We start from the raw sequence: 16,511 nt of genomic DNA on the forward strand, positions 1-16,511 counted from the left end.
AAAACGTCTGTTGACATGTGTCATATATTAAATGTACATCACAGCCATATCATTTCATTGTAATCAGACATTTTGTTATTACAATTTTTTTATTCCCTTAACTTTTTTATTGTACCATATAAAAGTTTATTGTGACGGGGCTTATCGTCCTAATTCTATTTTGGTTTTCTTTGTGCCAAAATAAATGTTGGTTCTAATTCCCCATCTTCATAAAGGAAAGGAAGTGCCGTAACTGGTACTCTCCCCTCACCAAAAAACTGAAGAGCAAGCTGGGCTAGCACATCATAACCACGTTCGTTCACAATGTCAGCAAAAATCAGCACATCTTGATGAGGAATAGCAACAGCTAATTGCCCCGATGCCTTTTTTTCCATTTTCTCTAGCAATGATTGATCAAGAATTCGACTCGCATCAAATCCATCTTTTGCTCGGAGGAAAAAGAAGCGATTTCCAGCCACGGTATCTTCTTTTAACGGTTGTGGCAGCGACCTCACGTTAAACATCGCTACCTCACGAATTTTTGCCTTTGTAAAGGGCGTATCTTTTAACATGCTTTCTTGAATAAGAGTGTAAGATTCGCCTTGATCAATGACGTAATAAACCCGCGTTTCAGCCGTATGTTCGTCAAATAACAATGCTTCTCCATCATTTGATTCTGTTGGAAAAGACGTAGAACGAATAACCGGAAAAATACGTTTTTCATTTCCTGTAATCACGGGCTTATGTTTCATAGCTTCTAAACCAACCTCAACATAGCGAACGACTTCATCAATCGATCCAAACTCTTTTCGCTCCCACTTAGCAAGCAATGGCTTTAAGGAAAGTGTTACTCCTTTTTTTATTTCATCATCTTCTATGCGTAAAGTCGATTCCTTATGATCATAAATGATGGTCCACCCATCTCTTATTAGTCTTTGCTCGATCTCTTTTCGAAATTGTCTCATTTCCATAAACTGATCCCTCTCCTTCTATCTTTTCTATTTTATCAGAAAGGAAAAGACGAACCAAATTGATTGATTGAATAGGATGAAAGCTATACATTTAAAAATTAATGAAAAATAAAAAAATCGCACTTTCTGAGAAAGTGCGAGCATACTGCGATGGCTTCACTCGCCGTGCGCCTTTATGAGAAAACCACTCATAAAGGCTTAAAACATTACGGCGGCTCCGCTCATCGCTTCGAGTTTTTCGAAAAAGGTAAAAGGCGACCTTTTTTGAAAAACTCGAAACAGGATGAAATCTATATACATTATCAAAGTTGATGAAAAATAAAAAAATCGCACTTTCTGAGAAAGTGCGAGCATACTGCGATGGCTTCACTCGCCGTACGCCTTTATGAGAAAACCACTCATAAAGGCTTAAAACATTACGGCGGCTCCGCTCATCGCTTCGAGTTTTTCGAAAAAGGTAAAAGGCGACCTTTTGCGAAAAACTCTTAAAAATGGGATTCTGCTTTCGTTAGAAATGCTTCAATTTCTTCTTGTGATTTGCGATCTTTGCTGACAAAACGTTCTACTTCTTGTCCGTTTACAAAAGCTAAAAAGCTCGGAATTCCAAAGATCTCTAGTTCTCCACACAAATCAATAAATTGATCGCGGTCAACATAGTAGAATGAGAAACTAGGAAAATCAGCTTCTATCCTTGGCAAAATCTGCTCAATGACGCGGCAGTCTGGACACCAATCTGCTGAAAACATGAAAACAGCAGCTTCCTGACTAGAGATTTCTTTAAATTGCTCTACACTTTGAAGTTTTTCCATTTACAACACCTCTACATTGATTATTGCTCAATCTTCATATCTCCTAAACGAATGGTTCCTCTTTTTCTCATCCATTCAGCTATGAGTAAACTTATTATAGCAGGTCCGACAAAATACAGTAAAACAACACCTATCAGCACATCTACGGAGAACCCCATATGGGTAAATGTCATGATTGGACCAACGAGCCCACTAGTCCCCATCCCTGCTCCTGCTGCATTGTTCGTCATACCAAACCCGACTGTCGCAATCGGTGCTAATAGAGCCCCAGCAACTGTAGGTGGGATGAGGATATATGGGTTCTTAACAACATTTGGCACTTGGAGCATGGATGTTCCTATTCCTAACGAAACAAGTCCAGACCAACCATTCTCACGATAGCTGCTTACAGCAAAACCGACCATTTGCGCTGCACACCCGACCGTTGCAGCTCCAGCTGCAACCCCTTCAAGCTCTAACATGATTGCAAGGGCAGCACTTGATATGGGTGCCGTTAAAGCTAATCCCATTAGAGTGGCAACAATGATTCCCATCAAAATAGGCTGTTGCTCGGTCCCCCACATAATAAGGGATCCAAATTGCTGCATTCCCGTTTGAATCCACGGTCCGATAACAGAAGCTGATAGAAATCCTGTCATAATGGTTACAAGAGGAGTTAATATGATATCAAGCTTTGTTTCACCCGAAACGAGCTTTCCTAATTCCGTTGATAGAACTGCAGCCACAAAAGCACCGGCCGGCCCACCTAACTGAGCACCAGCTGCTCCACTTACAATCGCTGCAAAAGCAACGAGTTTTGGCGCCTTCAATCCATACGCGACCGCAACACCAATAGCCGGTCCCATTAGACCCATCGCTAAGGTGCCAACGTCTTGTAGCCATGTACCAATGCCCGTCATGGCTGTATGAAGAGCAATTTGCTCTCCTATCGTTCGGATAATTAGGCCAATAATAAGCGACGCAAATAGCCCTAATGCCATATGGCTTAACGCGGTAATGAAATATGTACGCCACGAAAGGTCTATGCCTTTTTTCTGCAAAAATGTCGTCACGAATAAGCCCCCCTCCATCTAAAGAAATCGGTTATTTTGCTTGATATGACTGAACCATTTGAGACATCGCTTCTATGCTATCCTCAAGGTCTTGATAAGTTGTCAGCGTTGACAGCTTAGCTCCTCCAACCGTAACAATGACAAATAATTGATCTTCATCTTCTTCGTTTACTATTACATATGCTAACTGGTCTTGTGTTTCGACCAATTCGTAAAGCAAAGCCCCACCTGCTGCTTCTAAATCGCGTTGAAGATGAATATTACTTGATTTGGGCTCTGTTGGTTGATGGAATAAAACAAATAATTGCTCCCCACTTTGAAATAAAGCATTATATTCAATATCTTCAATCACTTCAAAACCTCTTGGTAAATAAATATGAAACATCGATAATTCAGTATTTGGTTCTAGTGCGTCTTCTTCAAGATTATGAACAAAGGCTTGCTGGCCTAATTCTAATGCTTCTTCTTCTGTGACTTGGCAACCCGTAGCTAGTAATAGGAACGTAAAGAACAAACCTACTTTCCACCATTTCGTAATCAATTGTTACACTCCTTTTTTCTTATCTTACACAATTCTACCTAATAATACCCTTGTAGACTCAAGCTGACAAGACAACTTTCCACTATTCCTGTTACAATGGAGCTAACTCATTACAATAAAGGAGAGATCGTTCATGACATTAACCGTCTATTTAGCAGGAGAAATTCATAGTCCTTGGCGTGAGTATTTTAAAAAGCAAGCTAACGAACATAATCTACCTCTTATCTTTACTGGTCCAATGGAAGATCATGATCGTTCAGACCAAATTGGCGAGGAAATTTTAGGGGAACAACCAAATAAGGTGTTAAAAGATGAAACGGCATCGAGCATTAACAACTTACGAACACAAATTCTCCTTTCTAAATCAGATGTCGTGATTGCTTATTTCGGGGAAAAATACAAGCAATGGAACAGTGCGATGGATGCAGCTACCGCCATTACGTTAAATAAACCTGTAATTCTTATTCGTGATGAGAAACTTCACCATCCACTTAAAGAACTAGCAAACAAAGCCCAATTAGTCGTTGAAACACCCGAACAAGCCCTCCAAGCCCTCACCTACGTATTTGAATAAGAAAAAGGCGCGCGACGTGCGGAGCCATTGCACTTCTTCGACTATTCTTCCAAGCCTCCTTCGAGTACTCCCATAAGGGGGTTAAATAAAACGCGCATGTAGCTTTGATTATAAAACAACCTAAAAAAATAACGGCTAAAGAAAATGCTCCTTAGTCGTTATTACTCTTCGTTCCCCTTATTTCGTTCCTTCTGCCAATTTATACATGCCAATTGCCATCGCAATGCTTGTTACATAAATCGCCCCCGTAAAAGCTAATACAATAGCAACAGTAGCTCCAGACATCATCACCACTCCTTCTTACATCAATTTCTTACTCCCACTTTTATTATAATAAGAAGAAATCAACATTGAAGAAGCTAGTTGTGTCTATGTTTTTACAATTAATGGAAATAACATTATTGACACTATGTATAAATTAGAAAGGTTCTTTGCTCAAGAATTGTTGCTATTCATTCTCGATAAAACTAGTGGAATGGAGCGGAAAACAAGTGCTAACAGCCATTAGAAAAAGAGGTTTAATGTTGCAGTTGGTCTAAGGAAGAAATATATTGTCCATATAACAATTTAACTAAGTGAGCAAACAATTCTTTTCTACTGACCCAACCTCCTGTATAGATTCCGATGGCTCCTTCCTTTTTTCTAGTATCGATATCACCGGTGACCTCAGCCATTACTGTACCTAGTTCTTCTCCTTGACGTAATCTTTTTGCTACTTGATCTGGCAATGGAAACTTGGCTCCACTTGCGATCCATTCTGCGCCGTCTTTGTGGACCAGTACACCCCAGTTACAAAGTAATAGCCCCGAATCTGTTTCTTGAACTCCACCTTCTAAACCAAAAGCTAAATCAGCATCTGTCATTGCAAGAGCATGTCTAGCACGGTTTTTAGCTCCTTCTAGTGTTTCCAAATCAGAGAATGGTTGTGGACTGACGCCAGATTTGGCTTTTACACAAACAAACGTATGTCCTTCCCGGATAAGTGAGTCTTGAACAGCATGTACCTTTGCTGGATTTTTGGTACCAATAGCAATAATCATTAGTTAACTCCTTTCTTTTATCCAACAAAAACAAGGTTGACGTACAAGGAATAAACCCAAGCTGTCAACCTCATTTTTGTCTTTTTATCTCAACGCTTTTTGGTTTTATACCCCTTCAGTGATAGACTTAACTGTGCTGCTGTCAGTCGCTTTCACTAACTTGACAATCAATTCCTTTGCTGCTGCATAATCATCAATATGGACAATGGACGCTGCTGTGTGAATGTATCGAGAACAGATCCCTACAACCGCTGAAGGCACACCGTCACCGGACATATGAACTCGACCTGCATCTGTGCCGCCTTGAGAAATGAAATATTGATATGGAATTTCATTTGATTCAGCCGTATCTAACACAAAGTCACGCATGCCGCGATGTGTGATCATCGAGCGGTCATAGATTCGAAGCAATGCACCTTTTCCTAGCTGACCAAATGCGTCTTTACCTCCTGTTGCATCATTAGCTGGACTTGCATCCAATGCAAAAAATATATCAGGCTGAATCATATTTGCCGCCGTTTGGGCTCCTCTAAGACCAACCTCTTCTTGCACAGTTGCACCTGAATATAAAATGTTTGGAGTCTCTTCGTGTTGTAACTCTTTTAGCAATTCAACCGCAAGACCTACACCATAGCGGTTGTCCCAAGCTTTAGCTAAAATCTTTTTGTTATTTGCCATTGGAGTAAATGGACAAACAGGCACAATTTGTTGACCTGGTTTCACACCAATTTGTAGCGCATCATCCTTATCATCAGCACCAATATCAATATACATTTGCTTTATATCCATTGGTTTCTTACGCTGAGCTTCTTCTAATAAATGAGGTGGTGTTGAACCAATGACACCAATGACTGGACCATTATCTGTCATAATTTGTACACGTTGTGCAAGAAGAACCTGACTCCACCAACCTCCCAATGTTTGAAAGCGAATTAATCCGTTTTTACTAATGGATGTAACCATGAAGCCCACTTCGTCCATATGTCCTGCAACCATTACCTTTGGACCATTTTCCGACCCACGCTTCACACCAAAAATACTGCCTAATCTGTCTTGAATGATTTCTGTTGTATATTTTTCCAACTCGGAGCGAACAAATTTACGCACATCATGCTCAAATCCTGGGGCACCTTGAAGTTCTGTTAATGTTTTAAACAATTGCATTGTATCTTGATTCATTTTTATGAAACTCCCTTCGATTCCCGAATAATTATGTATCATCTTTATCTTATATGAAACACTTTTTGATTTCCACCGTAACCTATAATCTAAAGACATCATATATAGATTGAAACCGTTATTCTATTTTGGATATACTACAAAGTGAGAGTAATCTAGATGTGAAAGGGTGAAAACTGATGGTGAAACGCTTCATTGCCGGATTGGGAATTGGTTTAGCTGCTGGATACCTACTTGGTCCATCATTAAAAGGCGAGAAAATCTCTCCAGAAAAAGCCTTAAAAGAAGTAAAAAAGGCTGTTTCAAAAACATATGCGATTTCTGGTTCATGGATCCACATGATACCAGAAACTGTTGAACGGAATGATATCTCCTATACCGTTTATCGCGGTGGCCTTTCAACGACGAATGAGCAAGGAACGACACAATTTGAATTTTTGGTCGATACAAAAGCGGGCACACTACTTGAACTACAATCATCATAAGAGGATAAGGAAAAAGTCCTTTAAGAAGATTCGAGGAAGCTGCAATGGCTCCACATGTTGCGCGCCTGCTACGAGAAACTCATAGCAAGCTTAAAGATCACTGAAAAAGGTAAAAATCGTACCTTTTTCAGCGGTCTACAATTCTCCCTTTTCCCTATCCCTTTTTTTCTTTCCTAATTAACGAATCAATAATCTCCCCATTTTTATTCCATTTGACCGCTCGATATTTGTAATCATGATAAAACAAAAAGTAGGCTTCTTTTTCTTTTGCGATGTTTTGCCATCTTCCTTTTTGCTCAATGGACGTGATTGGGTAATCGTCATAAGCGAGCACCCATAATACATTGGAGTGCGCTACTGTTGGCATAATATCAGCTAAGTGAAGGAATGTTTCTCCTTCATGCTCAATCTGAAGGATGCTATGTCCTTCACTATGACCTCCCGTATGGATTAGGCGGATACCTGGAATAATTTCAATCTCACCTTGAAAGGTTTGGACCTTAGATTCAATCGCCTTCCAATTCTGTTCCCAGTATGTATTACGAGATCTAATATTTGGTTGCCTCATTTCATTCCATTCCACTTCAGAGGTAACGATGATAGCGTTATCAAATACAGGAACATCTTTCCCGTCTTCTTTCATCACGAGACCAGTCGCATGATCAAAGTGCATATGCGTCATTAAAACAAAGTCAATATCCTTTCGGCTAAGATAGAGAGCTTCTAAATCTTTCTCAATCTCTGACTCTTCTGTCACCCCGAAATTTCTTTTTTGTTTTTCTGATAAGCGTCCTCTTCCAATACCACTTTCAACCAAAATCCGATAGCCATCTTTTTCAATTAAAAACGGATCTGTCCTCAGTTCAATTTGATTCTTTTCATTATGTGGATATGTTTTACTCCATAATGGCTTTGGGACCACTCCAAACATTGCTCCACCATCCATATGGGTAACGCCTCCATTTAACCATGTGATGGACATTCCATTACGTTCAAGTCGTTCCATTTTATCGCCCCCCTTTTTTAGTTATTCTACTCTATTTTATAGGATTCCTTTCCTAGTATTCTAAATAAAATACAAAAAGCTTCTTCTTTGAGAAACGATCTCTTAGAAGAAGCCTAACGATTATGAGCGAAATTTCGACTCACAACGGTAAATTCTCATTCCTTTGCTTGAAAATTTTCGTTCATATTCTGTCATTACATTTCCTTTTATTCCACTACGGTGCAAATCTAAGCTAACATTGTGTAAAGTCATTCCGTAACCAGCAAAGCTTTCCAAAGAGTATTCAAATAACCCCTGGTTATCCGTCTTAAAATGAATCTCCCCTCCGTCAACTAAAACTTGCTCATACATTTCTAAGAAGCCCTTATACGTCAGACGACGTTTTTCATGACGGTTTTTTGGCCACGGATCAGTAAAATTAATAAATAGACGTTCAATTTCACCCTTTTGAAAGAAATTTAAAATGTCTTCTACATCTTCATTTAAGAACTTAAGGTTCGGTCGATCTAGCTCTTTCACTTGCTCTAGTGCTCTAAGTAAAACACTGTCATATTTCTCAATCCCAATAAAGTTAACATCTGGATGGAGTTCACTCATCCCAACTAAAAATTGTCCTTTTCCCGTTCCTACTTCAACATGAATCGGGTTATCGTTGTTAAAAAGCTTATTCCAGCTCCCCTTATATTGACTAGGGTCTTGAACAACGATAGTTGGATATTGCTTTAACTCATCCTTAGCTCCTGGTATATTACGTAATCGCAACAAAATCACCTCTAGTTATATTATTTGTTTAGTTGTTTTATTCATTACTTCATCAATATTTAGTAAGTATAACGTAGTTTCGAATAGCTTTCGCTTCCATCGTACAAAATAATGCGTAAGGAAGTACATAAAAGGAGTGTCAAATCTATGCCCATTACTAATCAAGATAAATTACGATTGCTAAAAGACTTATTAGAAAATCAAGCTGCTGAAAATTATATGACCACAGATGAAGCTGAGCAAATTAAGCGGTTGCTATCCTCTCTTACGGATGATCCTTCTTTACAACCGATCGTCACACAAACGTTAAGTATGATTCAGGAAAAACACCAGCTAAATCATGAGCCGTTTCAACAAAATGATGTCGAACAATGGTTAAACGCTCTTACACTTGAATAATTCGACAGCATCTTTATTTATTCCTCAGGAAATATCTACATGAACCGAGGAAATGATATGTAAAAGACAAACGAAGAGACTCACCATATATCAGAAACGGTGAGTCTCTTCTAATCGTCTAGCAGGCTTTTAATATAATCTTTTAATTGTTCCGCCTGTTCAAACTGTCCTCGACCAAAATGCCATAATAAAACAGATATTGATTGTGAAACAACATACCAATGCATGCGATTTATTAAAGAATCTTCAAGCTCTACCCCATATTGACGTAACCAGTATTCCCACTCATGCCGTGGAATATAGGAATACAACAATAGGCCAAGGTCTAGCGCTGGATCTGATACGGTTGCCCCGTCCCAATCAATTAAGTATAAGTGCTCTTCTTCATCAAGCATCCAGTTATTATGGTTAATATCGCAATGACAAACAACAAAATGTTCATGCAGGACTGTTTCAAGCTTATTCAACAAATAGCCCATTCCTTGCTCAATCGTTTCATCTTCTATTTGAAATGCTTGAAGCTGCCTACGCAAATTCTCAACGATGACATATGGTGTCAATGGTTCATTCCCAATCCGTTTAAACATATCAAGCAATTCACTTGATCCATGAATTTTTGCCAGTAAGGCAGCAACTCGACTTTCTTTCATTTCATATGCCTTCAACTCCCGACCTTGCACCCACTTTTGAGCTGTAACGACATCGCCATTTTCTAAGCGCCTGGTCCAGAGTAACTTCGGAACAATTCCTTCGGCTGAAAGAACAGCAAGAAAAGGCGACGAATTTCTTTTCAAAAAAACTGTCTGTTCACCTTGCTGGGCTATATATGCTTCTCCTGTTGCACCACCAGCTGGATGAACTTTCCAGCCATCTCCTAAAAATTGTTCCACCCAATTCACCCTCAATTTCATAAACTATCGAACACTTACTTTATATTAGTAGTATATCTTATTTGATGACTTTTACCTATTTCATTTTTGTAAAAACATAAAAAAGTGAGACAATCTGTTCATTTTACCTCTGAAACCTTAATAGCCTCTATTTGGTTTTATAATTCACACAAACGAAAGTTGAGATAGGAAGAACGATTACACAGTCTTCCCCTATTTTGCTTAATGGTATCAGAGAAGCAGCCTGATCGTCAACGACTACGTACCAATCATTGTCTTTTGGGAGCAAAACACGCTTCGATTGAAGACTTGCGTTATGAATAACAATAATATCATCCCAGCGGTCAAGCTCCCCTAGATTTCGCAAATGATAAGCAATGCAGTCTGCTTCAACGAGAAGCAAATGAAAATGCTCTTTAATTAACTTGTAACTTTCTAATCGAAAAGCCGGATGGAAACGTCTTATTTTAATTAGGCCACGAACATAATTTACTGTCTTTTCAAAATGCGCTCGTTGTCCCCAGTCGAACTGATTCACCCAATCAGGTTGATTGTAACTATTCTCTATGCCATGTTTCGTTCGAAACCACTCTTGCCCTGCATGCAAAAATGGAATGCCTTGAGAAAGCAAGACGATGGAAGTCGCAAGACGATGCCGCTTTTCTAAAAGACTTCTTTCTTCGTATGGATGAATTCTTTTTAACTTATCCCAAAGCGTATGATTATCATGTGCTTCTATATAATTTATTGCCTGAATTGGATGTGAAAACAGCTCGATGCTTCCTTTTACACCACTTACGATTTCATCTATTGAAAAAACATTTCCACTAATAAAACCTGGTTGAATCGTTTCAAATGTACTTCCTTTAATTCCATCACGAAATTTATCTTGAAAAAAACCAATTTCTTTTAATTCTCGAGCTTGATCAGTAATCGCCCGTCTTTCACTCGGATAGGACGTCGGAAGATCCCAGCCCTCTCCAAGAACAAATATATCTTTGCTACTCTTTTTCGTTTCATCTATTACCTGTTTCATCGTCTCAATATCCAAAATTCCCATAAGATCAAAACGAAACCCATCAACCCGAAATTCTTTTAACCAATATGAAACAGAATCAACGATAAGTTTTCTAGCCATTTTTCGCTCAGATGCAAAATCATTTCCTACTCCTGTTCCATTGCTAAGTTCTTTTTCTTCTGTATAACGAAAGAAATAACCTGGAACGATTCTTTCTAAAGGCGATTCCTCCCAAATATACACATGGTTAAAAACGACATCCATTATCACCCTAAGCTGCTTCTCATGCAGGCTGGCTATGAGTGACTTTAGCTCCTTAATTCTAGAATACCCATCATACGGATCGGTTGCATAGCTACCTTCTGGCACAAAGAAATGAGTCGTATCGTACCCCCAATTGTAATGCGAGGGATTTTGTCTGTCACTTTCATCCACACTCCCAAACTCTTGAACTGGTAGCAGTTCAACATGCGTAACCCCTAACCTCTCTAAATAGTCAATTCCAGTAACCAAGTTGTTTTTATCTAGGGTTTGTGTTTCCGTCATTCCTAGATACTGCCCTTTTTGCTTAATGCCATTTAATCTCCCAATTGTAAAATCTCTTATATGTAATTCATAGATGATCACATCATTTTTAGCTTGTAGCTGATTTAACGTTGGCCAATGCGTCGGGGCTGTTTTATTTAGGTCACCCACCATTGCCTTTTGTCCATTAACAGATAAAAATGTCGCGTACGGGTCTACTACTTTACGCCAAGATTCGTTCACATAGACTTCTAGTAAATACCAAGTCCCCTCCCAATCCCCTTGCAGCTCTATTCGCCAAACACCTTTCTCATCACGAAAACACGCTCTCTTCTCTCCGTCTTCATCATGCCATTTTTGATAAAGAATGATATTCACCTTTGTTGCAATAGGGGCCCAAACAGCTACATTTGTTCTTTTTTTTGTATAGGTCACACCAAGATCCCGACCGGCATAATAAAACAAATCATCAAATGCTTCTGTCCTAACTACATCCTCTATTTGAACATAGCAGTCCGTTTCACCGTACTCAACATAGTTATCTTTATCAAACCGAAAGGGCTCTATTAATTGAAGTTCAATCTCATGAGTAGTTGTCGCCTTTAACAAAAGCGGCCATCTACCTGCTTCATTCCTAATAAACCATTTATTTTCATTGTATTCAGTGGAACTTTTCACTTTGACGCGTATCATGTCAATAGTAACTAGCGTTGCAAATTGGATTGGATGATTGACAAATGGCTCCTTCTTTTGCTTCAATGATGAAAGCCCCCTTTTCTAAAGTCTAAAGAATATTGTAAGAACGGTTTTGGACTTTTTCTCGTCATCTATTTGTAGTACTATTGTATAACATTATGAGGGATGAGCTTAAACGATTCATTTACTCTTACTATTACATACTTCTTTTTATTTTTGAAAAGGCATTGAGTGAATTTGGAGGATCGAAATGAAATACAATACTAATAACACTAGTGTCCGATTGTTAATTTCTTGTCATGACCAACCTGGAATTGTTTCTGCCGTTTCAACATTCCTACACCAATATAAAGCGAACATCGTTCAATCAGATCAATATTCCACAGACCCTTCTGGTGGTATGTTCTTTATGCGGATTGAGTTTGAAATGTTAGACCCTGAATTTGATATTAAAATGATTCGTACTGCCTTTACAGAGATTGGTCGCTCTTTTGACATGGATTGGCGTATAGAACTTGCCTCTCGCAAGAAAAAGATGGCTATCTTTGTATCAAAAGAAGACCACTGTCTCCTTGAATTATTATGGAGATGGCGAGCAGGAGAGATTGATGTTGATATCCCACTTGTTATAAGCAACCATCCCGACCTAAAAGATCAAGTTGAATCATATGGAATTCCTTTTATCCATATTCCTGTAACGAAAGCAACGAAACAGCAAGCTGAGCAAGAAGCGATTCAAAAGCTTCATGAACACAGCATTGATTTTATTGTTTTAGCTAGATACATGCAGATCCTTTCACCTGATTTTGTCGGAACTTTCCCTAAACGAATTATCAATATCCATCATTCATTCTTACCAGCTTTTATCGGTGCAAACCCTTATGCAAAAGCATTTGAAAGAGGGGTAAAATTAATTGGTGCAACAGCCCATTATGTTACAGATGATCTAGATGAAGGACCTATCATTGAACAAGACGTTTTAAGGGTAAATCATCGTTATACGACCGAAAAGTTACGTGTCGCAGGTCGAAACGTGGAACGCATTGCCCTTGCTCGAGCGGTAGCTTGGCATATAAACGACCAAATTATTGTTCATGGCAATAAAACGGTTGTCTTTTAACGACATTTATCTAAAAGCTGCATAGGTGAATAAAAAAACGCCCTTTTAACGAGCCACTGAAAAAGTGCTCGTTTATTTAGGACTTGAAAAGGAGCTTTGATCTCGCTCCCGGGATGGGGGGCACGCTTTCCGCAGGCGGGCGTTGAACTAACCGGCTGCGCCGGTGGATTTCAACCTGCCCTTCCCTCCTGCAGGAGTCGGCCCCCCATCCCGTCCGCTTGTTGAGAGGAAAGATAGAAATTCCCTACATTTCAACCATCAAAAGAAACTAGGGGAAATAGCGCAACGAAGGCACTGAAAAAGAAAAAAACGACTTTTTCAGTGCCCTTGCGACTTTCACCTTTTTCAGTGGCCTTTTCCATAGCACTCCAATTTGTTGCATAAACAAAAAGGACCGAATAAGGTTTCCCCTATTCAGTACCTCCATATAAATTCTTTAACCATTGCAGTTCATTGTTTATGTATTCAAACTCCGCTACTTCCATTGGTGGATCGAGAAAGATTAGCTGCGCTTCGTTATGAATGTCCGGAAGCTGCTGCTCACCATACGTACGAATCCACAAGTACAAGGATTCTCGCAGTCCTTGTTTCGCTTCCTTCACCGTCTCACCAAAACTAACACAACCATCAAGTTGATCTAGTTCAATCATCACTTCTAACCCACCTTGCCAATTATACACTTTCCTAACTCTCCAATTAAAGTCTTCCGGCTTACATATGATGCCATATGGTTTCTCTATCTCTGCCAACCTACCGCTCCTTTCTTTCTTTTTCCCCCTACCTTTTTTAACCAAAACGCACTCGTTATTATACGCTCTATTTAACTCTAATTCAAATCACCCTCAAAATGTTCTTCTACTTGATTTAAATCTCGTTTAGTTGCATTTGTATGACAATGGGAAAGAAGGAGTGATGTCACTTTCATTTGCTGACTTTTAATCGGCGAAGGGTGCTTTTTTAGTTTTTCATGCCAATTGGCAAATGCTCTACGATCGACAAACTCAACTCTTGCTCCTTGTACTTTATTATCTATGATGCTATTTTTTGAAACAACGATGTTTCTAATGGGAAACGTGTGTCCAGCCTCTTCAAGAATCGGTTTTATCACTCCTGTCATACGCGACAGCGATACAAGAGGACTTAACCTTTTCGTACGAGATTCATTGACATATTCAGTCCAGAAACGGCCTGAGCTCGCTTCGAAAACACTATGTTCTTCTCCTTCTAACATCGAGATACAAAAAATTTCAGTTGGACTAATGATGACAATGTCTAATTCAATCGGCGCTTGTTTTACAGAAAAAACAGGCTTATACAGTAGAAAATAATTATCAGGGAGTTGTTGGGCGAAAAATTGTAGCCAGTCATCGTGTTTGTATTTTGGATGAAGTCTCGACTCTTCTAGCAAAGATGAGCTTGCCCAGCGCAATTGCGCATGGTACAAATCATGTAAGAACTCTTCTTTCACTTGTTCTAACGTCATTTGCTGTACCCTTTGATCACTTTCATCTATTTCTTCGTATAGCTTATTTTTTGAATGGGTAGACCAACTTCTTACTTTTTGTAACATTCCAAATAAACGCCCTTTTTCATCCTCGAGGGTATCTTCAGTTCCCCCCTCAGTAGAGGCCAAATCGTGCTGTAGTTGTTCCCACTCTGATTTCACATAATACCAGCGCTCTTTTTTCATTCGAGTAAATTGACTTAAATAACGGTTCAAATCAAATTGGTAACGAGAGATATAATCTTCAAGTTTGACTAAATGGGCCACGCTCGTACCTCCAGCTTCATCTACAAGTTTCTTCTCTTTTAAATCCTACCATGTCCTTTAGTAAAAAAGAAAGACAATAAATGGTCCAATAATTGAGACAATAATCGCACTTAACGTCATCGCAACTGAACTAGCAGCTCCTTCTTTCTCACTATTTTCCAGCGCTTTTGCCGTACCGATGGCATGAGCGGCACTTCCCGTCCCAATTCCCTTGCCAATCTCCTGAACGATTTTACACCATTTAAATAAATAAGGTGCCAACACCACACCACCTATTCCGGCAACCATAACTAACACGGCTGATAGAGGGGGAATTCCTCCAATCGTTGTAGCAATGTCCATGGCTACTGGTGTCGTTACAGACTTAGGAACGAGCGAATAAATAAGCTCCTGTTCTAACCCCGCCCATTTTGAAAGCATCAATCCGCTTCCAATCCCAATAATCGCACCAATGCTCACACTTGTCACAATTGGAATAAAATTACTTTTTAACATAGACAACTGCCGATACAAAGGATAGGCTAGTGCGACGACGGCCGGACCAAGAAGCATTTCTAACCATTTTCCACCAAGAGCATAGGTTTCATAAGGAATTTGAAAAACTAATAATAAGATGATCAGGACGATTGTTGAAATGAGCAGTGGCAGCATAAAGGGATAGGGATATCGTGTATAAAGCTTTTTAGTACCGATATAAACACCAATCGTTACTAACAAAAAGATAAGGGCTAGCATGACTCTCATTTTTTCGTAATCTCCTTTTTCTTTACTAGATTTTGTCCGATCAAACCAGAAACAGCCATGACCATCATCGTACTAATTAATGTTATTAAGATTAATAGAAATCCTCTACCACTAAAGACATCAAGAAATTGCAAAATACCAACTGTTACTGGCAAAAATAACAGTGGCATATGACGTAAAATAAATGAAGAACCTTCTTCAATATAACGAACGGGCAACATTTTTGTCAGAAGAGCTAGAAACAAAAGCAGCATACCGATGATGCTGCCTGGTATGGCTAATCCTAACTTCTGTTGAATCCATGAACCGATAAAATAAAAGACTGTCAAAATAGCAATATGAATCATTATTCTTAGCATGGTCATCATTTTCCTTCTCCAAACCGGAAAGTTTGCACCGTTTTGTATTTGGGCGTTTCTGTAAGAACACTTTTGTATAGTATGATCTCATTAACATCCCAGTGTTGTCCTTGCATGAGATTTTCTACCTTCTGCTCATAGTCTTGCTCTGAGACCCATTGTCTTGCTAAAGTAATATGAGGCGAAAATGTCCTTTGATCTAATGAGAATCCCACTTCTTCACAAAGCTTGAACACTTCTTTTTGCAAATGATACAATTTCGGTTCTTCTTTCACACCCATCCAAAAGATTCTCGGCTTTTTCACTGATCCAAATGTTCCATATGTAGAGAGCTCCAACGTAAAACGTTCCAGTGATGCCAATGCTTGACATCGTTGTTGAATTTGCTGTAATTGTATCTCTGTACATGCCCCTAAAAATACGAGGGTTAAATGAAGATCTTGTTCATGAACCCAGCGCTTAAAAGGAAAGTCCTTACGAGAGACAGACTGAACCATTTTTGTCTTTAATTCTGCTGGTAAAGGAACCGCTAAAAAATAATGAGTTTGCATAGATGAATACTCCCTTCTAAAAAACATCTAATGACCACGT

Annotated in this window: 19 protein-coding genes; 4 read left to right on the top strand and 15 right to left on the bottom strand. The window is 39.1% G+C overall.

The genetic code is table 11. The annotated features are described in order from the left end of the window. Positions 1 to 155 precede the first annotated feature (155 nt). The 4 genes from LQ50_RS12740 to LQ50_RS12755 all read right to left on the bottom strand — a co-directional run bounded on the left by LQ50_RS12740 (position 156) and on the right by LQ50_RS12755 (position 3,352). Positions 156 to 950, bottom strand: coding sequence for a DUF1444 domain-containing protein (locus LQ50_RS12740; protein ID WP_034629871.1), 795 nt, complete (start codon positions 948 to 950; stop codon positions 156 to 158). A 485-nt stretch (positions 951 to 1,435) separates the two neighbouring features. Then, the gene (locus LQ50_RS12745; RefSeq protein ID WP_034629876.1) at positions 1,436 to 1,759 is read right to left on the bottom strand and encodes a thioredoxin family protein; all 324 of its coding nucleotides are present in this window, start codon (positions 1,757 to 1,759) and stop codon (positions 1,436 to 1,438) included. Positions 1,760 to 1,779: 20 nt separating this feature from the next. Beyond that, positions 1,780 to 2,811, bottom strand: coding sequence for a PTS sugar transporter subunit IIC (locus LQ50_RS12750; RefSeq protein ID WP_152608211.1), 1,032 nt, complete (start codon positions 2,809 to 2,811; stop codon positions 1,780 to 1,782). Between the two features lie 31 nt (positions 2,812 to 2,842). Further along, complete coding sequence (locus LQ50_RS12755) at positions 2,843 to 3,352, bottom strand: hypothetical protein (RefSeq protein WP_034629879.1); 510 nt, start codon at positions 3,350 to 3,352, stop codon at positions 2,843 to 2,845. Positions 3,353 to 3,485: 133 nt separating this feature from the next. Between LQ50_RS12755 and LQ50_RS12760 the strand changes: the two genes are divergently transcribed. After that, positions 3,486 to 3,926: a YtoQ family protein gene (locus LQ50_RS12760; protein WP_034629882.1), complete on the top strand. Its 441-nt coding sequence runs from the start codon at positions 3,486 to 3,488 to the stop codon at positions 3,924 to 3,926. Between the two features lie 518 nt (positions 3,927 to 4,444). On the opposite strand, the gene LQ50_RS12765 is transcribed toward LQ50_RS12760, so the two are convergent. Both LQ50_RS12765 and LQ50_RS12770 read right to left on the bottom strand, forming a co-directional pair. Further along, positions 4,445 to 4,966, bottom strand: coding sequence for a DUF84 family protein (locus LQ50_RS12765; RefSeq protein WP_034629883.1), 522 nt, complete (start codon positions 4,964 to 4,966; stop codon positions 4,445 to 4,447). Between the two features lie 105 nt (positions 4,967 to 5,071). Further along, a complete protein-coding gene (locus LQ50_RS12770; protein WP_034629885.1) occupies positions 5,072 to 6,145 on the bottom strand; it encodes a M42 family metallopeptidase in 1,074 nt (357 codons plus the stop codon). 179 nt (positions 6,146 to 6,324) lie between these two features. On the opposite strand from LQ50_RS12770, the gene LQ50_RS12775 reads away from it, so the two are divergent. Continuing rightward, positions 6,325 to 6,630, top strand: a complete 306-nt coding sequence (locus tag LQ50_RS12775; RefSeq protein WP_034629887.1) for a PepSY domain-containing protein — start codon at positions 6,325 to 6,327, stop codon at positions 6,628 to 6,630. Positions 6,631 to 6,784: 154 nt separating this feature from the next. Here LQ50_RS12775 and LQ50_RS12780 read toward each other — a convergent pair whose 3' ends face one another. Both LQ50_RS12780 and trmB read right to left on the bottom strand, forming a co-directional pair. Next, positions 6,785 to 7,636 (bottom strand): YtnP family quorum-quenching lactonase, encoded by an 852-nt coding sequence (locus LQ50_RS12780; RefSeq protein WP_034629889.1) that lies wholly within the window; start codon positions 7,634 to 7,636, stop codon positions 6,785 to 6,787. A gap of 120 nt (positions 7,637 to 7,756) precedes the next feature. Next, positions 7,757 to 8,398 (bottom strand): tRNA (guanosine(46)-N7)-methyltransferase TrmB, encoded by a 642-nt coding sequence (trmB, locus tag LQ50_RS12785; RefSeq protein ID WP_034629891.1) that lies wholly within the window; start codon positions 8,396 to 8,398, stop codon positions 7,757 to 7,759. A gap of 147 nt (positions 8,399 to 8,545) precedes the next feature. Between trmB and LQ50_RS12790 the strand changes: the two genes are divergently transcribed. After that, positions 8,546 to 8,797, top strand: a complete 252-nt coding sequence (locus tag LQ50_RS12790; protein ID WP_034629893.1) for a YtzH-like family protein — start codon at positions 8,546 to 8,548, stop codon at positions 8,795 to 8,797. A 110-nt stretch (positions 8,798 to 8,907) separates the two neighbouring features. Here LQ50_RS12790 and LQ50_RS12795 read toward each other — a convergent pair whose 3' ends face one another. Beyond that, the gene (locus LQ50_RS12795; protein WP_034630014.1) at positions 8,908 to 9,702 is read right to left on the bottom strand and encodes a phosphotransferase family protein; all 795 of its coding nucleotides are present in this window, start codon (positions 9,700 to 9,702) and stop codon (positions 8,908 to 8,910) included. A 133-nt stretch (positions 9,703 to 9,835) separates the two neighbouring features. After that, positions 9,836 to 11,989 carry a type I pullulanase gene (pulA, locus tag LQ50_RS12800; RefSeq protein ID WP_052144733.1) on the bottom strand — a complete coding sequence of 718 codons (2,154 nt, stop codon included), beginning with the start codon at positions 11,987 to 11,989 and terminating at the stop codon, positions 9,836 to 9,838. Between the two features lie 187 nt (positions 11,990 to 12,176). Here pulA and purU point away from each other — a divergent pair, with 187 nt between their 5' ends. Continuing rightward, a complete protein-coding gene (gene purU / locus LQ50_RS12805; RefSeq protein WP_034629894.1) occupies positions 12,177 to 13,046 on the top strand; it encodes a formyltetrahydrofolate deformylase in 870 nt (289 codons plus the stop codon). Positions 13,047 to 13,456: 410 nt separating this feature from the next. On the opposite strand, the gene LQ50_RS12810 is transcribed toward purU, so the two are convergent. The 5 genes from LQ50_RS12810 to thpR form a co-directional block, all read right to left on the bottom strand. Further along, on the bottom strand, positions 13,457 to 13,795 hold the full coding sequence (locus LQ50_RS12810) for a type II toxin-antitoxin system HicB family antitoxin (protein WP_034629899.1): 339 nt from the start codon (positions 13,793 to 13,795) through the stop codon (positions 13,457 to 13,459). 77 nt (positions 13,796 to 13,872) lie between these two features. After that, positions 13,873 to 14,817, bottom strand: coding sequence for a nuclease-related domain-containing protein (locus LQ50_RS12815; protein ID WP_034629900.1), 945 nt, complete (start codon positions 14,815 to 14,817; stop codon positions 13,873 to 13,875). 57 nt (positions 14,818 to 14,874) lie between these two features. Next, the gene (locus LQ50_RS12820; protein WP_034629901.1) at positions 14,875 to 15,561 is read right to left on the bottom strand and encodes an LrgB family protein; all 687 of its coding nucleotides are present in this window, start codon (positions 15,559 to 15,561) and stop codon (positions 14,875 to 14,877) included. Continuing rightward, entirely contained in the window at positions 15,558 to 15,929 is a 372-nt protein-coding gene (locus tag LQ50_RS12825) for a CidA/LrgA family protein (RefSeq protein WP_034629902.1), read from the bottom strand. The genes LQ50_RS12820 and LQ50_RS12825 overlap by 4 nt, the downstream gene beginning before the upstream one ends. Further along, entirely contained in the window at positions 15,926 to 16,471 is a 546-nt protein-coding gene (gene thpR / locus LQ50_RS12830; RefSeq protein ID WP_034629903.1) for an RNA 2',3'-cyclic phosphodiesterase, read from the bottom strand. The genes LQ50_RS12825 and thpR overlap by 4 nt, the downstream gene beginning before the upstream one ends. Between the last annotated feature and the right edge of the window lie 40 nt (positions 16,472 to 16,511).

The sequence above is a fragment of the Halalkalibacter okhensis genome (assembly GCF_000787375.1).
Classification (GTDB): Bacteria; Bacillota; Bacilli; order Bacillales; family Bacillaceae_D; genus Halalkalibacter; species Halalkalibacter okhensis.

Coding starts and splice junctions, on each gene's coding strand:
- purU (WP_034629894.1), top strand. CDS start 12,177: ATGAAATACAATACTAATAACACTAGTGTCCGATTGTTAATTTCTTGT.
- LQ50_RS12790 (WP_034629893.1), top strand. CDS start 8,546: ATGCCCATTACTAATCAAGATAAATTACGATTGCTAAAAGACTTATTA.
- LQ50_RS12770 (WP_034629885.1), bottom strand. CDS start 6,145: ATGAATCAAGATACAATGCAATTGTTTAAAACATTAACAGAACTTCAA.
- thpR (WP_034629903.1), bottom strand. CDS start 16,471: ATGCAAACTCATTATTTTTTAGCGGTTCCTTTACCAGCAGAATTAAAG.
- LQ50_RS12780 (WP_034629889.1), bottom strand. CDS start 7,636: ATGGAACGACTTGAACGTAATGGAATGTCCATCACATGGTTAAATGGA.
- LQ50_RS12775 (WP_034629887.1), top strand. CDS start 6,325: ATGGTGAAACGCTTCATTGCCGGATTGGGAATTGGTTTAGCTGCTGGA.
- LQ50_RS12760 (WP_034629882.1), top strand. CDS start 3,486: ATGACATTAACCGTCTATTTAGCAGGAGAAATTCATAGTCCTTGGCGT.
- LQ50_RS12825 (WP_034629902.1), bottom strand. CDS start 15,929: ATGATGACCATGCTAAGAATAATGATTCATATTGCTATTTTGACAGTC.
- LQ50_RS12820 (WP_034629901.1), bottom strand. CDS start 15,561: ATGAGAGTCATGCTAGCCCTTATCTTTTTGTTAGTAACGATTGGTGTT.
- LQ50_RS12765 (WP_034629883.1), bottom strand. CDS start 4,966: ATGATTATTGCTATTGGTACCAAAAATCCAGCAAAGGTACATGCTGTT.
- LQ50_RS12745 (WP_034629876.1), bottom strand. CDS start 1,759: ATGGAAAAACTTCAAAGTGTAGAGCAATTTAAAGAAATCTCTAGTCAG.
- LQ50_RS12740 (WP_034629871.1), bottom strand. CDS start 950: ATGGAAATGAGACAATTTCGAAAAGAGATCGAGCAAAGACTAATAAGA.